Annotated in this window: 13 protein-coding genes and 3 pseudogenes; 10 read left to right on the forward strand and 6 right to left on the reverse strand. The window is 69.9% G+C overall.

Annotated elements, in window-relative coordinates; genetic code table 11:
• The first annotated feature begins 457 nt into the window (after positions 1 to 457).
• From ACFVYK_RS23140 to uppS, 3 genes are read left to right on the forward strand one after another with little or no spacing between them, the layout of a single operon-like run.
• Positions 458 to 1,066: an ABC transporter ATP-binding protein gene (locus ACFVYK_RS23140; protein ID WP_389777062.1), complete on the forward strand. Its 609-nt coding sequence runs from the start codon at positions 458 to 460 to the stop codon at positions 1,064 to 1,066.
• A complete protein-coding gene (locus ACFVYK_RS23145) occupies positions 1,063 to 1,932 on the forward strand; it encodes an ABC transporter permease (protein ID WP_389777064.1) in 870 nt (289 codons plus the stop codon). The genes ACFVYK_RS23140 and ACFVYK_RS23145 overlap by 4 nt, the downstream gene beginning before the upstream one ends.
• A gap of 15 nt (positions 1,933 to 1,947) precedes the next feature.
• Entirely contained in the window at positions 1,948 to 3,753 is a 1,806-nt protein-coding gene (gene uppS, locus ACFVYK_RS23150) for a polyprenyl diphosphate synthase (RefSeq protein WP_389777067.1), read from the forward strand.
• Positions 3,754 to 4,011: 258 nt separating this feature from the next.
• Here the strand turns inward: uppS and ACFVYK_RS23155 are convergent.
• A pseudogene (locus ACFVYK_RS23155) lies at positions 4,012 to 4,176 on the reverse strand (ATP-binding cassette domain-containing protein); the annotation flags it as partial.
• 137 nt (positions 4,177 to 4,313) lie between these two features.
• Between ACFVYK_RS23155 and ACFVYK_RS23160 the strand changes: the two are divergent.
• Positions 4,314 to 4,754 carry a hypothetical protein gene (locus ACFVYK_RS23160; RefSeq protein ID WP_389777070.1) on the forward strand — a complete coding sequence of 147 codons (441 nt, stop codon included), beginning with the start codon at positions 4,314 to 4,316 and terminating at the stop codon, positions 4,752 to 4,754.
• A 643-nt stretch (positions 4,755 to 5,397) separates the two neighbouring features.
• Here the strand turns inward: ACFVYK_RS23160 and ACFVYK_RS23165 are convergent.
• Positions 5,398 to 6,066 (reverse strand): TetR/AcrR family transcriptional regulator, encoded by a 669-nt coding sequence (locus ACFVYK_RS23165; protein ID WP_389777073.1) that lies wholly within the window; start codon positions 6,064 to 6,066, stop codon positions 5,398 to 5,400.
• 57 nt (positions 6,067 to 6,123) lie between these two features.
• On the opposite strand from ACFVYK_RS23165, the gene ACFVYK_RS23170 reads away from it, so the two are divergent.
• The 3 genes and pseudogenes from ACFVYK_RS23170 to ACFVYK_RS23180 all read left to right on the forward strand — a co-directional run.
• Positions 6,124 to 7,572 carry an MFS transporter gene (locus tag ACFVYK_RS23170; protein ID WP_389777076.1) on the forward strand — a complete coding sequence of 483 codons (1,449 nt, stop codon included), beginning with the start codon at positions 6,124 to 6,126 and terminating at the stop codon, positions 7,570 to 7,572.
• A complete protein-coding gene (locus ACFVYK_RS23175) occupies positions 7,569 to 7,973 on the forward strand; it encodes a cupin (protein ID WP_389777079.1) in 405 nt (134 codons plus the stop codon). The genes ACFVYK_RS23170 and ACFVYK_RS23175 overlap by 4 nt, the downstream gene beginning before the upstream one ends.
• 208 nt (positions 7,974 to 8,181) lie before the next feature.
• Positions 8,182 to 8,421 (forward strand): annotated as a pseudogene (locus ACFVYK_RS23180) (thioredoxin family protein); the annotation flags it as partial.
• 811 nt (positions 8,422 to 9,232) lie between these two features.
• Here the strand turns inward: ACFVYK_RS23180 and ACFVYK_RS23185 are convergent.
• The 4 genes and pseudogenes from ACFVYK_RS23185 to ACFVYK_RS23200 all read right to left on the reverse strand — a co-directional run bounded on the left by ACFVYK_RS23185 (position 9,233) and on the right by ACFVYK_RS23200 (position 11,857).
• Positions 9,233 to 10,339 (reverse strand): serine hydrolase domain-containing protein, encoded by a 1,107-nt coding sequence (locus tag ACFVYK_RS23185; RefSeq protein WP_389777082.1) that lies wholly within the window; start codon positions 10,337 to 10,339, stop codon positions 9,233 to 9,235.
• Between the two features lie 140 nt (positions 10,340 to 10,479).
• Positions 10,480 to 10,948 (reverse strand): annotated as a pseudogene (locus ACFVYK_RS23190) (transposase); the annotation flags it as partial.
• A 201-nt stretch (positions 10,949 to 11,149) separates the two neighbouring features.
• Positions 11,150 to 11,395, reverse strand: a complete 246-nt coding sequence (locus ACFVYK_RS23195; RefSeq protein ID WP_389777084.1) for a hypothetical protein — start codon at positions 11,393 to 11,395, stop codon at positions 11,150 to 11,152.
• A gap of 138 nt (positions 11,396 to 11,533) precedes the next feature.
• Entirely contained in the window at positions 11,534 to 11,857 is a 324-nt protein-coding gene (locus ACFVYK_RS23200; protein WP_389777086.1) for a peptidase inhibitor family I36 protein, read from the reverse strand.
• Between the two features lie 37 nt (positions 11,858 to 11,894).
• Between ACFVYK_RS23200 and ACFVYK_RS23205 the strand changes: the two genes are divergently transcribed.
• The 3 genes from ACFVYK_RS23205 to ACFVYK_RS23215 all read left to right on the forward strand — a co-directional run bounded on the left by ACFVYK_RS23205 (position 11,895) and on the right by ACFVYK_RS23215 (position 15,141).
• Positions 11,895 to 12,200: a hypothetical protein gene (locus ACFVYK_RS23205; protein ID WP_389777089.1), complete on the forward strand. Its 306-nt coding sequence runs from the start codon at positions 11,895 to 11,897 to the stop codon at positions 12,198 to 12,200.
• A gap of 326 nt (positions 12,201 to 12,526) precedes the next feature.
• Entirely contained in the window at positions 12,527 to 14,527 is a 2,001-nt protein-coding gene (locus ACFVYK_RS23210) for an ABC transporter ATP-binding protein (RefSeq protein ID WP_389777092.1), read from the forward strand.
• A 92-nt stretch (positions 14,528 to 14,619) separates the two neighbouring features.
• Positions 14,620 to 15,141 (forward strand): helix-turn-helix domain-containing protein, encoded by a 522-nt coding sequence (locus ACFVYK_RS23215; protein ID WP_389777093.1) that lies wholly within the window; start codon positions 14,620 to 14,622, stop codon positions 15,139 to 15,141.
• Positions 15,142 to 15,156 lie beyond the last annotated feature (15 nt).

Consider the following 15,156-nt stretch of genomic DNA (forward strand, 5'->3'; position numbering starts at 1 on the left):
GCCGATCAGCTGAGCGTAAAACGGCTGGTAGCGGCGCAGGATCGCCAAGACCCGCCGCCGGTCGTGTCCCGTGTCAGCCGGTCAGGCGGACCTCGATGGCCCCGTAGCCCTTGGAATGCAGGACGGCAGCAGCGCCGCGCCCGGGCGTGCCGGGGCGAGCTCGGTGGCGTCCCGTACGGCGCCCTCCGCGTCGGCCTAGGCGGGGGAGCCGGGCCAGGAACCCCCTGCCCGCGGTCGCGATCTACCGGGTTACGCGGCAATCGCCGATCTCTATCCGTATTCAAAACAAACGCGACGTACTGTTTGATTAAACTCGCGATGTACTCCGCCCTGCGGACCGGCAACACGCAATCGGGTGGCCACACCATCGATACGGAACCCGTGTCTGTGAGGCGTCGCGAGCGTTAGGCCATTCGGTCACGGTCGGTCCCGGATGACGAGGGGGGAGGAGACGGGCGTGGAGATCAGGGATGTGCATCACGCCTACCGTCGGCGTGTGGTCTTGCGGGGCGTTGACCTGCGGCTTCGGGCCGGAACTCTGTGCGGGATCGTCGGGGAGAACGGTGCCGGCAAGTCCACGCTGCTGAGGATTCTGTCCGGCGAACTGCGGCCCACGCATGGATCGGTCCGTCATAGCGGCCGGTTCGGCTACTGCCCACAGCACGTGGTCCTCAATGACGCGTTGACCGTCCGGCAGCACCTGACGTTCTTCCGGACGGCCTACCGCCTCACCGATGTGCGCTACGCCGAAGAGATCATGGACGTGCTGGGCTTCACCGGATACGCCGACGAGCGGGCCGGGGTTCTCAGCGGCGGCACGCGGCAGAAGTTGAACGTGACGCTGGCGCTCATGCACGATCCGCAGGTCCTGTTGCTGGACGAGCCGTATCAAGGCTTCGACTGGGACACCTATCAGCGGTTCTGGGATCTGGCCGCGCGGCTGCGGGATGCGGGACGCTCGGTCCTGGTCGTCTCCCACCTCGCGTACGACACCGAGCGCCTGGACGAGCTGTGGCGCCTGGACAGCGGAACGCTGCGCGCGGACAAGGCGGGAACCGCCGCGTGAGGTTTCACCTGACCCGCTTCGCCGTCGCCACCCGCTTCACGCTCCTCGAACACGGCCGCAACCGGTTCGCCATGATTCTGGTGATCCTGTTCGTCCCCGTGTGGACCTCCCTGGCGTACCTGGCGATGCCCGACGCCCCGGCCCGGATGCGGCTTCGCGCCACCGGGGAAGCATTGGCCCCGCACGGCAACGAACTGACCGCGATCAGCGGAGCGCTCAACGCCGTCACCCTGATCACCGGTTTCATGATGTTCGCCGCCACCTTCTCCGGCAGTGGCTTCGACCGCCGCCTGGCGATGGCCGGCTACCCCCGCGCCCACCTCGTCCTGGCGAAAGTCACCGCTCTGGCTCTGGTCTCGGCGGCGGTGGCCGCTTATGCCACCGCGGCCATCTGCCTGGCCTGGCCCCCCCGCCAGCCTCTCCTGCTCGCCGCCTCCCTGTTCTGCGCCGGACTCACCTACGGCGCTCTGGGAGTCGGCTACGGGTCTCTGCTGCGCCGGGAAGTCGAGGGGATGTTCGCCATCGTGATGACCAGCATCATCGACCTCGCGCTGCAGAACCCCATCATGAGTTCCGGGGCCGACAACCCGGTCATCCGCTACCTGCCCTCGTACGGGGCCATGCAGGCCAGCACGGCGGCCGGCTTCTCCACCAGCCCGGTCCCCGGGCAGCTGGCTGTCCAGCTCACCTGGTTCGCAGGCGCCGCCCTGGTCGCCCTGATGGGCTTTTGCCGCAGCACCCGCGACTGCCTGCCGTCGACCGCCCCCGCACCGCCGCACGGACAAGGCAGCGGCAAGACCGGCCTTCCCAAGCCGCGCCACACTGCCGCGCCATCGGCTGCGGCGTCCGACACGGAAGCACACTGAGGTCACGGTCCCCATATGCGCGCCACCCCGCAGCCCACCACGACAGACATCGATGCGGTCCTGTCAGCACAGCGAAGGCGTCCCACCCGCCGACCGCCCGCCGGTGGGGATCCGTCTCTGCGGGCGGCGTACCGGCACTGCCGGCGCATCACACGAGAGCACGATCCCGGGATCCACGCCCTCATCCAGCTGATGCCGGCCGTGCTGCGCCCTCCCTGCCGGGCCTTGTGGGCGGCAGCGAGCGTCCTGGACGACCTGGCCGACCAGCGCCGGGACGGGTCACCGGCCGAACGTGCGGCCCGTGTCGAGGCGTGGACGCAAGCCCTGCAACGCGATCTGGCGGCCGGCACCAGCACGGACCTGGTCCGCCACGCCCTGGTGGACACCGCCTTGCGGTGGCGTCTGGACTTGTCCAGCCTGCAAGGCGCCGTGACCAGCACTCTCGACGACGTCCGCGACCGGCGCTTCGCCGACTGGGCCGAGTGGCGTTCCTGGTGCGAGGCACTGGTTCCCTGGGTCGACCAGGTACGGCACCTGTTCGCACAGGCCGGAGCGCCGATGACGCTCAGACTGGACCGGCACAAGGACTACAAGCGGTTCATCGACGGGGCCCAGCTCACCGACATCCTCACCGACCTGAGCGCCGACCTCACCCAAGGGCTCCTGCTGCTACCGCAGGAGGCCCTGGACGCCTTTCCCGGTGCGGAAGACGATCTGCGGCAGAGGCGCTGGAGCCCTGCTGCAGCGGCCTTGACCGACGCGATGACCGCCCTGGGCCGCCAATGGGTGACCAGGCCCGCGATGACCAGAGGCATGCACCCGGGCGCCGCCATCGTGCTCGACACGGCCGCCCGCCTGTTGCGCGCCCAACTCGACGCCGTCGACGCGGCCGGCCCCACCCTGCTCAGGCGCGCCCCGCGCCCCTCCGTCGTCACCCGGACCCGCATCCTCGCCCCTGCCCGCATCCGCTCGAAAGTGGCCTGGAGCCTGACGCCCCTGACCGCGCCCGGACCCCGACGACCCGCGGTGACCGTGAGCGGTACGAGCCCTGAAGCCCAAAGCACCACCCTTCGGCCCCCGCCACCGCACCCCGACGGCGCCCGGCCCCCGCAGATCGCGGCCGACCGGATGCCCGCCCACGTGGCGGTCATCATGGACGGCAACGGCCGCTGGGCCGAGCAGCGCGGCCTGCCCCGCCCGGAAGGCCACCGTGCCGGCGGCACCGCCACCTACGAGATGGTGTACGGCGCCCTGGAGATCGGCCTGCGCCACTTGACCCTCTACGCGTTCTCCACCGAGAACTGGAAACGCGACCCCGAGGAGATCACCACGATCCTGGAAGCGATCCGACGCGACCTCGACGAGGGACCCATCCGTGACCTCGACGTACGCCAGCGCTGGTTGGGCCACCCCGACAAACTGCCCGAGGAACTCGTCCAGGCTCTCCTGCGCGAGGAGCGCCGCACCCGCAACCGCACCGGACTGACCCTCACCGTCTGCATCAACTACGGCGGCCGCGACGAGATCACACGGACAGCCGCAGCCCTCGCCCAGGCAGCCCACGCAGGCGACATCGACCCCCGCCTCATCGGTGAAGACGACTTCGCCCGCCACCTCCCCCACCCCGACATGCCGGACGTCGACCTGCTGTGGCGCACCGGCAACGAACAGCGCACCTCCAACTTCCTTCCCTGGTACACCACGTATGCCGAGTTGTACTTCACCCCCGACTACTGGCCCGACGTCGACCGGCGTGATCTGTGGCAGGCCATCACCGAATACAGCCGACGCCAACGACGCCACGGCGGTGCCACGCGGTAAGGCGCGCGGGGCCAGGATTCCCGGGCGTCAGGCCGTGGGAACTCGTACGCGACCACTGGATCCAAGGCCCCCTGTGTACGGGTCGAGGGCTGCTGCTCGCCTCATCGGGACAGCTTCGCGGTTCGTCAATATGGCGATCGCCTCCGTTCGATGAGCTGCTCGCGGCCGGTGACGTCGAGGCCGGTCGCGGGCTCGTCGAGCAACGGAGTCGTGCATTGATCGCTCGGGCTCTCATGCCCAGTCCGCAACCGCTGCTTCCAGCAGGGTGCTCTTGCCCGCCCCGTTGGCGCCGAGCAGCGCCCAGTGCTCACCGGCTGGCACGTACACGACGTTCGCCGATCCGAACGGCTTTCCGAGCATGTCCCGCAGCGCGTCCCGCAGTGTCTCGTTGCGCAGGCCACTCGCCGTCAACGGGAAGTTCATCGGGCGAGGCAAGCACGGCTGAACGGCTGACAGGCGCGCGCAATCAACCCAGGATCCAGGAACGACACGGGCCAGGCCCGCCCGGTTGCCGAGGCCCTGATGCGCGGGGCGGCGCCTGGGCAGGCTAGTTTACTCAGGTGAGTCTCCTTGATGATGTGGCTGAGCGCGACGGCTGGCGGTGCTGGGTGTGCGACGAACCGGTCGACCCCGACAAGTCGGTGAACGACCCGCAGGGGCCCAGCGTTGACAGCCGGACCGCCGACCGGAAGGCCAAGGTCGCCGAGCGTCTCGCGCACCGCGGGTGCAACAGCCGCAAGGGCGCGGTCAAGGTGGTCATCGCCTGGCCGGACCACCTGTACGTGGTCGAACCCGCGCCGCTCATCACCGTTGCCGGGAGGCTGGAGCGCAAGGGGGGCCGCGAGATGGTGGGCCGTTGTCCGACCAGGCAGGACGCCCAAGTGGCGGCGGAGTGGCTGGTGGACCGGTTTTCCCGACTGGTACCGGGGCTGCCGGTGACCGCCCACGTCGAGCCGGGCGGCGGCCAGTTCCTCGTCATCCTGGCCGCCGGCCGCCGCTGACCGGGGATCACCAGATCACGCCGCCGTTGGCCGGGTCACCAAGGCCCTGCCGCTCTCAGCGCCGCCGACGCGAACACGGCGTTGGAGACGGCGGTGCCGATCCCTGTCCGCGGCGCCGCTCGGTTCCTGGAGGAGCCGGCCGAGCACATGGCCGCCCACCCCGACGCCCTGACCTCGGGCAGTTCTCTCTGCCCACCGGTTCTGCTGCGGATGGCCGAGGTGCTGTACGAAGCTGGACATCCAGTCGTTCGCCCTGGATGCACGCACTGCGGAAAGATCCGGTCTGACCTGCGGCAACTCCGGCCCGAAGGGCGAGTCTGCGGTTCGTGCGACGCCCGAAGCCGCAACCGCGAGACCTGCGCGCGCTGCCACCGTGAAGGCCAACGCGTCCCTGCCCGGCGCCCCGAAGGCCCAATCTGCCATCGCTGCTACCGCGCGGACCCCGCCACGTTCGAGGAGTGCGCCGACTGCGGTCAGCTCCGACACCCGGTGGTACGACGGGACGACGGCCGAGGGCTGTGCATGACGTGCTGGAAACGCCCGATGCACACGTGCGTGAACTGCGGAAAGTCCGCACCCGCTGCCCTCGTTGACGACGACGGCGCACTCTGCCACCTCTGCTACAACCGCCATCGCCGGCAGGTCAGGGAGGAGCCAGGAGGCCGTCTACCAGGGCTCGGAGCCCGTCCAGGTAGGTGTCCTCGGCGGTCAGCGGTGCCCAGTGGTCCGCGACCTGTGCCAAGCGGGGTAGCTCGCTCGGGTCGAGATCGGCGAAGACTTGCTCCCGGTAGGTGGGACGGTCATCGTCCGTGCGCCGCCGGGCCGCGGTCACGCGGACCACGATCTCTCCGGCGGTGTAGTACCAGATCGCACGGTAGCCGTGTACTGCCCGCTCGGGGGACAGGCCGCATTCGACCAGGCCATCAACGATCTGCTCGACAAACCACAGAGCGGATGTGGCCATCAGGTCGTCGGCGGTCAGCACCTCCACGATCCACGGGCAGGCGGCGAGCGCCCCGTGGATCGTGGCAGCAGCGACGATGATCCGCTCGCGAGGCTGAGCGGGTAGTTCGGGCCGGTGCAGCGTCCGCGCGGCGTAGTCGTCCAGCAGCAGGACAAGTAGTTCTTCCTTGTTGCGGACGTGGTGGTAGAGCGCCATCGGCGTACTGCCGATCTCTCTGGCCAGCCGCCGCATGGTCAGCCGGTCCACGCCTTCCGCGTCCACGATCCGACGGGCCGCTGTGACGACCTCCTCGCGGGAGATGCGGGGAGGTCGGCCGAGGGTTTTGCGCGGTGCGGGCGGTTGCGGCATGCCCTCATCATCCCCCAGGTGTCGACAACGTCGATCCCCTGACGCTATTTTCCTTACATGTATAAAAACTCGCGAGGGCGACCCGGAATAGTGCTGGCAGCCGTGGCCGTCGCCCAGTTCGCCGTCGCCCTGGACTTATCCGTGGTCAACGTCGCCCTGCCCGCGATCCACACCGCGCTGAGGTTCGCACCGCTCGACCTCTCGTGGGTCGTGCACGTCTACGCGCTCACGCTCGGCGGATTTCTGCTGCTGGGAGGCCGCGCATGCGACCTCTACGGCCGACGACGGCTGTTCGTGCTCGGCTTGGCTGTCTTCGGGCTGTGCTCACTGGCGGGCGGGCTCGCCCAGGCACCCTGGCAACTGATCGCCGCCCGCGCCGGCCAGGGCCTGGGAGCCGCCGCGGCCACGCCGGCCACGCTGGCGATGCTCACCACCACCTTCCCCGAGGGACCGCAGCGCGTGCGCGCGCTCGGGGTGTGGAGCGGAGTGAACGCCGCAGGCGGAGCGCTGGGCGTGCTGGCGGGTGGGCTGCTGACCCAGTACGCGGGCTGGCGCTGGGTAATGCTGATCAATCTGCCCATCGTCGCGGTGGCTCTCGCGCTGGTCCGCGTAGGCGTGCCCGCCGAAACACGCCCCACCCGGCGCGAGAGGCTGGATGTGCTCGGTGCCGTCCTGGCCACCGGTGGAGTCGGACTGCTGGTGACCGGTGTCGTGCGCGCCGACGCCCAAGGGCGGGACTCTCCGGCCACATGGACGATGCTCGTCGCCGCAGCCATGCTCCTGGCCGCCTTCGGCGTCACCGAATCCCGGGCCTCCGCACCGCTGTTGCGCCTGGGACTGCTGCGCAGCCGCTGGGTCGCCGGCGCCAACGTACTGGTCTTCTTCTCCACGGCCGGGCAGTTCGCGGCGTTCTACTTCGTGTCCCTGTACATGCAGCAGGTTCTGGGCATGGGTGCCGCGGCGACCGGTGCCGCGTTCCTGCCCTTCTCTGTAAGTCTGGTCGCGGGCACCCTCGTCGCGACCCGCGTCACCGCGGCACGCACCCCCCGTGCGTCCCTGGTGCCCGGCGCCCTGCTGGCCGCCGTGGGCCTGGCCTGGTTCGCCTTCATCAGCCCCGACGGCGGCTTCCTCACCGACGTGCTCGGCCCATGCATCATCACCGGCATCGGCGTCGGACTGGTCATCGCCCCGACCGTCGCCGCCGCAACCACCGGCGTCGCCCGCCATGAGGCCGGCATGGCCTCCGGCCTCATGAACAGCTCCCGCCAACTCGGCGGCTGCATCGGCCTGGCAGCCCTGGCCACCATCGCCGCACAACGCACCGGCACGGCAACCGACCCCGCCGCAATCAACGACGGCTACGCCCTGGGCCTTGCCGTCGCCGCCGCCCTCTTCGTGATCGCGGCCGTCGTGGCGATCACGGTGCTGCCACGCCGCCGGGCCGAAACACCTGCCCCGCGATCAGCCGCCACCGCAGAGAACCGACTGGAAGGAACACCGTCATGACGACAACACCCCTCTCACCCATCGACCTGTTCGCCTCGGCGCTGCACATACACCCCGACGGCGATGTCCGAGCCGCCGAACGACGGATGACGAACAGCGACTCTGGCGCCTGGCAGCTCGCGACATTCCACGTGGAGACCGACGCCGACGTTCACGCCGATCACTGGGAGATGCACCCGCAGGCCGAGGAGGCGGTGTGCTGCCTGACCGGCGGTGTCCGCCTCTACTTCCGTCCCGCCAGGCCCGACGACACCGAGGACATGGTGCGGTTGCAGCCAGGCACCGCCGTGATCGTCCCCCGTGGCCGCTGGCACCGCTTGGAGCTGGACGCCCCCAGCGACCTGATGTCGATCACCCTTCGCCACGGCACGCGCCTCGAAAAACGTACCGACACTCGCTGACAGCGGGGTGACCCGGCCGAGCCTGCCGCCGGGCCACCCGGCGGCAACTGCTCTGGGGAAGGCGGCCGCCGCAGGATGCCTCCTCGTTGATTCGTCCCCTGGCATCCGTCCACCCCTGGTAGCCCAGAGCCCCGCGCGTCACATACTCAGTGTCATCAGTCGGGGCGAGCGATATCGGGGAATAGTGCACGGTCGGAATAACCCCCTCCCGCCAGTAATCGAGCCCTGCCGGGAGATGGACCTCGTCGTGGGTGGCGTCGCCGACGACCGCACGGGCCACCTGACGGTCGTTCGCACCGACATCACTCGGTGTCCGGCCGCGACCCAGCGATACGGAATCATCGCAGCCCCGTCCTACGTCCTGTTGAAGGAGGGAGCGGTGGTGGCGCACGCCACGGGAGCCATGACCATCGCCGAGGTCCGGCAGTTTCTGGACGGGCACCTCTGATCGGCCGCCGCGGCACTGCAGCCGCCGCGACGGCCCGTCACGCAGGCCGTGTCGGTCCCGGACAACCGCAGCGGATCGAACGCGACGAAGCGGACCGCCATTCGACTGCCGCCCGGGCAGCCCGGGTGCCGCGTCGTCGCAGCCGGTTGTACAACTGCTCGAGGGCGAGCCGGCCCGCCGCGTTCCGTACGACAAGCTCGCCGTCCGATGCCGCCTCCCTCCGGCGGTCGACTCCCGGCAGTACTGCCACGACCTCGCCGGCAACCTGACGTCGCAGGGCACGGACCCGGCTGCCCGCGCGGCGCCACGTACACGATCAACGACGCGCAGCAGAGGACCGGCAAGTCCACCTCCACCGGTACTGGTCCTCACGACAAGACCGGCAACGAGACCGCCACCGACTCGACTTCCGAGTACACCCCACCGGCGAGACCTGGACCGACCATCCCAGAAGTCCTCGCTCACGGTCGATCCGCTGTGGTCGCCGGGGCCCGACGCCTGGCGAGTCCTTATGCTCCACCTTTGCGGCGGCGAGACGCGGCCGAGCGAGGCGGCGTCGAGCGCATGTGGTCACGCACCGGCGCCAGCAGGCCGGCGAGAACCTTGACGTCGTCGCGCGACAGCGGCTCGAACAAGAGGCCGCTGACCCCCTCGACGTGACCCGGCGGCACCTTCGCAAGCAGCGCACGTCCGGCATCGGTGAGGGTGACGTGACTGGCGCGGGACACTGGCTACTGCTGTGACCACATTGCTTCGCCGGGTTGATCGGGCATCCGTCGCCGTACACCGGCCTGGTTGAGAGGTCCGGCTGTCAGTCGGCGAGCCCGGCGTTGACGATCGCCTTGATGTACGGGAGGTCATTACCGGTCCCCGTCGGGTTGAGGGAGTACACCACGCGGTGTCTGAGATCGCGGGTGGCGAAGAACCCGTTGTCCCAGCCGGGCCGGGAACCGGTCTTGCCCCACGCGTACTCGCCACTTGGGAGCTGGTAGCGCAGGAGTCCGCCGATGCTGTAGCAGGCAGCCTGGCCGGAGCAGTTCGTGTTGCCGGCGGCGCTCTTCACGTTCGGTACCTCGAATACCAGCTTCTGCTGGGCGGGTGGGAGCAGGCTGCCCCGGAACAGTGCGGTGATGAAGCGGTCCAGGTCGGCGGCGGTGGAGATCATGCCTCCCTCGGCCCACGGGTACGGGCTCTGCTCGGTGACGTCCTGCCCGTCGAGGTACACCTCCGCGTGGGGCGAGGGGATCGTCGGGTCGTCGGCGACGGGCAGGCTGGTGTGCCGCAGATGCAGCGGCCGGATGATCCTGCGCTGCAGTTCGCCGGTGAAGGAGTGGCCGGTGACCTTCTCGACGATCAGGCCGAGGACGAAGGAGTTGAGTCCGTTGTACTGCTGCTCGGAGCCGGGTACGGGTGGCGCGTCGGTGGCTGCGGCGAACGAGTCGCGCAGGAAGTCTTCGGGCGTCACAGATTTCAGCTGCCATCCGGGTCCGTCGGCCGGGCCAGGGGTCGGGGCGGGCCTGGGCAGGCCGCTCGTGTGGTCGAGGAGCTGGCGCACGGTGACGCGGTCGTACGCCTCGGGCAGCACTTGGGGGACGTACCTTCGCGCCGGTTCGTCCAGGCCGATCCGGTGCTCGGCGACGAGTTGGAGTACCACCGTGTTGGTGAATGCTTTGGTGACACTGCCGATCCGGACATAGGCGTCAGCGGTGACCGGGCCGGCGGTGGCGCCCACGCCGTCCCGTCTGGTCAGCGCGCCCGCAACGACGTCGTCGGGCAGGTGGTCGAGGATGTCCTGAACGGTGGGGTTCGCGGACGCTGGGGCGCCGGAAGCAGGTGTGGCGGCGGCCGCGGGCAGGGCCGCGCTGGCGGTGAGAGCGGTGGCCAGGGCGAGGGTGGTGACGGCAAGGCGGATGCGCATCGAGGTTTCTCCTCCAGGGCGCTGCTGGGATTCGTTGACTACGCCAACTCTGCTGCGTGCAGTCGCCGTTGCCATCAGTGATCACCCTGATCACAACCCTGGACTGCCCCTGACAGATGCGATCTGGTGCTGCCACCCCATCAGTGCGCCGGGTTGGTCAGGCTGCGGTTGGTTGCGAGGGGGCGGCCGCCCCACCGGATGCCCTTCTCGCTGCGGATGCGAGCGCGGTCCTTGCGCTGTGCGGCGAGTATGTCGGGGCGGCGGGCGTTGACGTTTCGCCCGCGCAGGTAGCGGTGCAGGACTGGGTCTGCGCGGGGTGACTGCAGTGGTGGGAATTTGGCCAGGGTGAACTGCCGTCGGGCCGAAGTGCGCCTGGATCGGGTGGCCCCAAGAGGCGTAGATCGGGATGAAGCACAGCTCGATCTTGTTCTGCTTCGCCCAGCGACGGATGTCCGCGCCTGTGTGAGCGGAGAGGTCGTCCAGAATGAATGTAGTTCGGCGCGCCGTCGAGCCGGGCCGCGCGGATCGACTTCAGCGCGGCAAGGTGGCGGTGCCTTTGCGGCGACGGTTGACGCCCCACAGCCGGTCGTCGGCGACGGAGTACCTTCCAGCCGGTCGTGGCGCGGGCGTGCGGGTAGCGGGCGTAGGCGCCCAGGTGATGAACGACCAGGTCTCGAGTTGTGGCTGAGACCAGCGAGGCACACGGTCTGCGTCACGAGTCTTCTTTCTCGGCCTGTTCGGTCAGGCAGGCGGCGCAGACCGTCTCAAGGTCGTGCGGTTGGAAGGGGCGGTGGCACCGCAGGCGGCCTTTTAGCGGGGGAAGGTCTTCCCGCAGTCGAAACACAGGTCCACCGGCACGTCCGGGAAGGCCGCGGTGAGGACGCTGCAGACCAGTGTCTGGTTGTCACAGCTCAGGCGCCGGCGGTACGAGGCGTTGCTGCCGATGTCCCGGTGGAGGACGTAGTCGAGTGCGTCGGTCCGTACCGTGCAGAACCGGCACTTGCTGTTGTCGTCCGCCACGACCAGGGCCCACTGGTCGCAGTGGGGACACGCCACGGCCTGGAACCGTTCGTGCCCGAGATCCCGCCCATCCGCTCCCGCCGCGGCCTGCGCCGCCGGCGTCCGGCCGAAGAGGGGCGGCGCCTGCAGAAGGCACCGCCCCACGAACACTGTCGAACCCTGGTTGTCAGAACGTCACGCGGCGACCGAGCTCGCCCAGTCGTTGTAGGCACCCAGGTTGGAGCTGTAGGTGTGGGGACTGATGGAGATCTGCCCGCCGTTGCCGCCCTCGTCCCGGGCGAGCCAGCCCCGCTGACTCGACCCCTGGTTGTTGCGCCACGACGACGTCATGTCGCTGAAGCCGTATTCGTTGAGGTTCTGCCAGTAGTAGTCGCTGAAGATCAACCGGCGTCCGCCGCCGTTGATGTTCTCGTACAGGCACAGCCAGCCGCTCGCACAGGCCGGTGTCGCCCGGATCTGCGCTTGGCTTCTGCGCGGTCCGGTCCGTGCTGTCCGCAACCCACGGAAAAAGTGAACCCGCCCTGATGGAGCGAGTTTGCGACGCATCCCGGGTTTCGAGCCGGCCGCGGGCTACTCCGCGTTCGCCGAACTCCGCACCCCACAGGAAGACTCCCTCCCCAGGGTGGCGCGGTGCGGGGGAGCGGGGCTGCGGCTCAACCCGACCGTCGTCCACGGCGGGACCTCCGCGGCCTGGGACGCGCTGTATCCGGGTGGCCAACTCCTGCGGGTCAATCTCTCGGAGACCCTGGTCATCTTCCAGCAGGGCCTGGACATGATCCGTCACCACGTACGCCGTCCCCCTCCTGTTCCGGGTCTGCGGAAGGCCCGCGCAAGCCCCTGATCGGGTGCCGCACGTCGTCAACCACTCGAACGTGTGAGTTCAAAAGTGACCAGGCAGGCGGCTCTTGCCTCAGAGCCGGGTGCGCATTCACGTTCGAGAGATTCGCCCGTCCGGGGCCGTTACGGTCCCGGATTCGGCGCGTTCTTAGAGCACCAGTACCAACCGGCCACACAGACGGAGGACACCATGAACACGGAGCCCGCTCCCGCTCATCGCCCCGGATTCGAACACCGGCGGCGGTCTCCGCTCGCCTTCCAGCCCTGCGGGCTGCAGCAGTCCGACGTCTACGCGCGCCGCTCAGCACGACTGGATACGAGGTGGGGGGCATGAGCACCGGTGGGGACGCAGACGGCATCCGCCAGGGTGCGGTGCCCGGCCCACGCGGTGCGGAACTTCCGCTGCCGCCCGCCGCCGTGCCGAGCGGGCCGCACGACGGTGACATCACCGACGGCCTGACGGAGGCGTACTGGTCCGTGTACGACGGCGCCGCGTCCAAGGCCACGGTGGGACAGATCCTCGCACGCCTGCCGCGGATCGTGCGCCAGATCGGCCGGCTGGCGTGGAATGCGGACCGGACCGCGACCGTGGCGGTCGTGGTCCTGCAGCTGGCGTCGGCCGGGACGACGGCATTCGGGCTCCTGGCCTCGGTGGCGGTGCTGCGGGAACTGTTCGCCGAGGGACCCACTCCGGACCGGGTGCGCGCGGCCATCCCCCAACTCCTGACGGTGGTCGGCTTTCTGGCCGCCCGGGCGCTCCTGGAGGCGGGCGTCGCGGTCGCGCAGGCCAGGGTGACACCGAAGATCCGCACCGCGCTGGAGTGCGAGTTCCTCACCCTGACCGCCCATGTGCGGCTGGAGGTCGTCGACGACGCGGACTGGCACGACGAGGCCTACCGGGCCAACGACCGCGGGCTGTTCTACGCCCGGCAGATCGTCGGCCAGGTCGTGTCTCTGGCCGCGGCACTGCTCGGGCTCGTGGGCACCGCCGGCGTCCTGGGCGTCCTCCACCTCGCTTTGCTGCCTCTGCTCCTCCTGTCCGTGCTGCCGGTCGGCGCGGCGGCCGTACGCACCGCCCGAGCCCGTTTCCACTCCTTCAAGCGGTGGAACACCCTGCAGCGCAGGGTGCGGGTCTTCTCCTGGCTGCTGCTGGAGCGGGACGCTGCCGCCGAGCTTCGCTCGGACACTGCCCAGGGCGCGCTGCTGGAGGAGCACCGCCGGCTGACGACACGGATCGCCGAGGAGGACACCCGCCTGGGCGTGAGCTCGGCCGGGCTGACCCTGGCGGGCCGGGCCGTCGGCGGGATCGGCACCGGCATCACCTACACGGCGCTCGGCGCCATGCTGATCGCGGGCTGGCTGCCCCTGGCCGCCGGCGCGGGCGCGGTCCTCGCCATCCAGGCCGCCCAGTCCTCGCTGACCCGGCTCGTCGACGTCTCCCACCTGGTCTACGAACACGCCATGTGGGTGGACGACCTGCTGGCCTTCCAGGAACGCTGCCGCGACCTCCAGCCGCGCCGCAGTGGGCTGCCCGCCCCCGAGGCGGTGGAGACCATCACGCTGGACGACGTGTCCTTCAGCTATCCGGGCAAGGACGCCCCAGCGCTCAGCGGCATCTCCATGACTCTGCGAGCCGGTCAGACGGTGGCGTTCGTCGGCGTCAACGGCTCCGGCAAGTCGACGTGCGCGCGGCTGCTCGCCGGGCTGTACGAGCCCCAGGACGGGGGCACGGTCTGCTGGGACGGCGTGAACGTGCGGGACATGGACGCCGAGTCGTTGCAGGCCCGGGTGGGCTGCGTGCTCCAGGATCCGGTCCGTTTCCCGTTCAGCGCGCTGGCCAACCTGACGGTCTCCCGGGGGACCCTCACAGAGGCCGATCCGCAGCGGGCGCTGGACGCGGCGCGGGCTTCCGGCGCCGAGCAGGTCATCGCCGGGCTGCCCGGCCGGTGGGAGGCGTTGCTGTCCAAGCGGTTCCGCGGCGGTCAGGAACTGTCCGCCGGCCAGTGGGCGAAGGTCGCCGTCGCCCGCGGCCTGTACAAGAACGCCCCCGTCCTGCTGCTGGACGAACCGACCGCCAGCATGGACCCCCGCGCCGAGCACGCCGTGTACGAGGCGGTACTGCGGGACAACCCGCGCCCCGATCAGATCACGGTGCTGATCTCCCACCGCCTGGCGAGCGTCGTCGCCTGCGACCGCATCTTCGTCTTCGACGGCGGCCGCATCACCGAGAGCGGTACCCACCAGGAGCTGATGGACCTCGGCGGCGAGTACGCCGCCATGTTCACCCTCCAGGCCGCCGGGTACCGCGCCGAGGCAGGGGAGGCGGCGTGATGCCCGGACACGCGCAGCCCCGTCCCGCGCCCGTGCCGTCCGGCGCCTGGCCGGAGAAGCTCTCCGGTGACCGGCGGGGCACCAACTTCCCGATGTGCGCGAACAACTTTGCCGCCGACGACATCGGCCGGGGTCTCCTCGTCCGGCGCGGGGAGGTCAGCACCGCCTACCTGTGGCGCAGCGAGCAGGTCCGCGGGTACGCCGTCGTGATCTGCACCGGGCGTCACGTCGCCGAGCCCACCGAGCTGGAGGAGGGGGCGGCCGCTTTTTACAACCGGCTCGAGCGAGGCAAGCTCGCCGTGGCCTCCGACAGCGTGCTGAACGCCATCGCGCAGGCGCTGCAGCTCGATGACGTCGAGCGGGAGCATCTGTTCGACCTGGCTCGTGCGGGCGACCTTCGAGCCCTCCGCCCTGACGGCGCTCCTGGCCCGGGTCCGCGCAGCCCATCGGGCAGAACACGGCCAGGCTGGTCACAGCCGGGTACCCGACGCGGTGATGTGGCCGCGCACCGCCGCATCCTCCATGCCCGAGCTCATCCCACACCCCTGACCTGCGGCACGGCAACGCCCCCGGGTCGCCCAGTCACACCGAGAGCCGGCTGCCCCGGAGGCTGACGTCTGAACCGGCGC

This window comes from Streptomyces sp. NPDC058291, from assembly GCF_042880855.1.
In the GTDB taxonomy this organism is placed as follows: Bacteria; Actinomycetota; Actinomycetes; order Streptomycetales; family Streptomycetaceae; genus Streptomyces.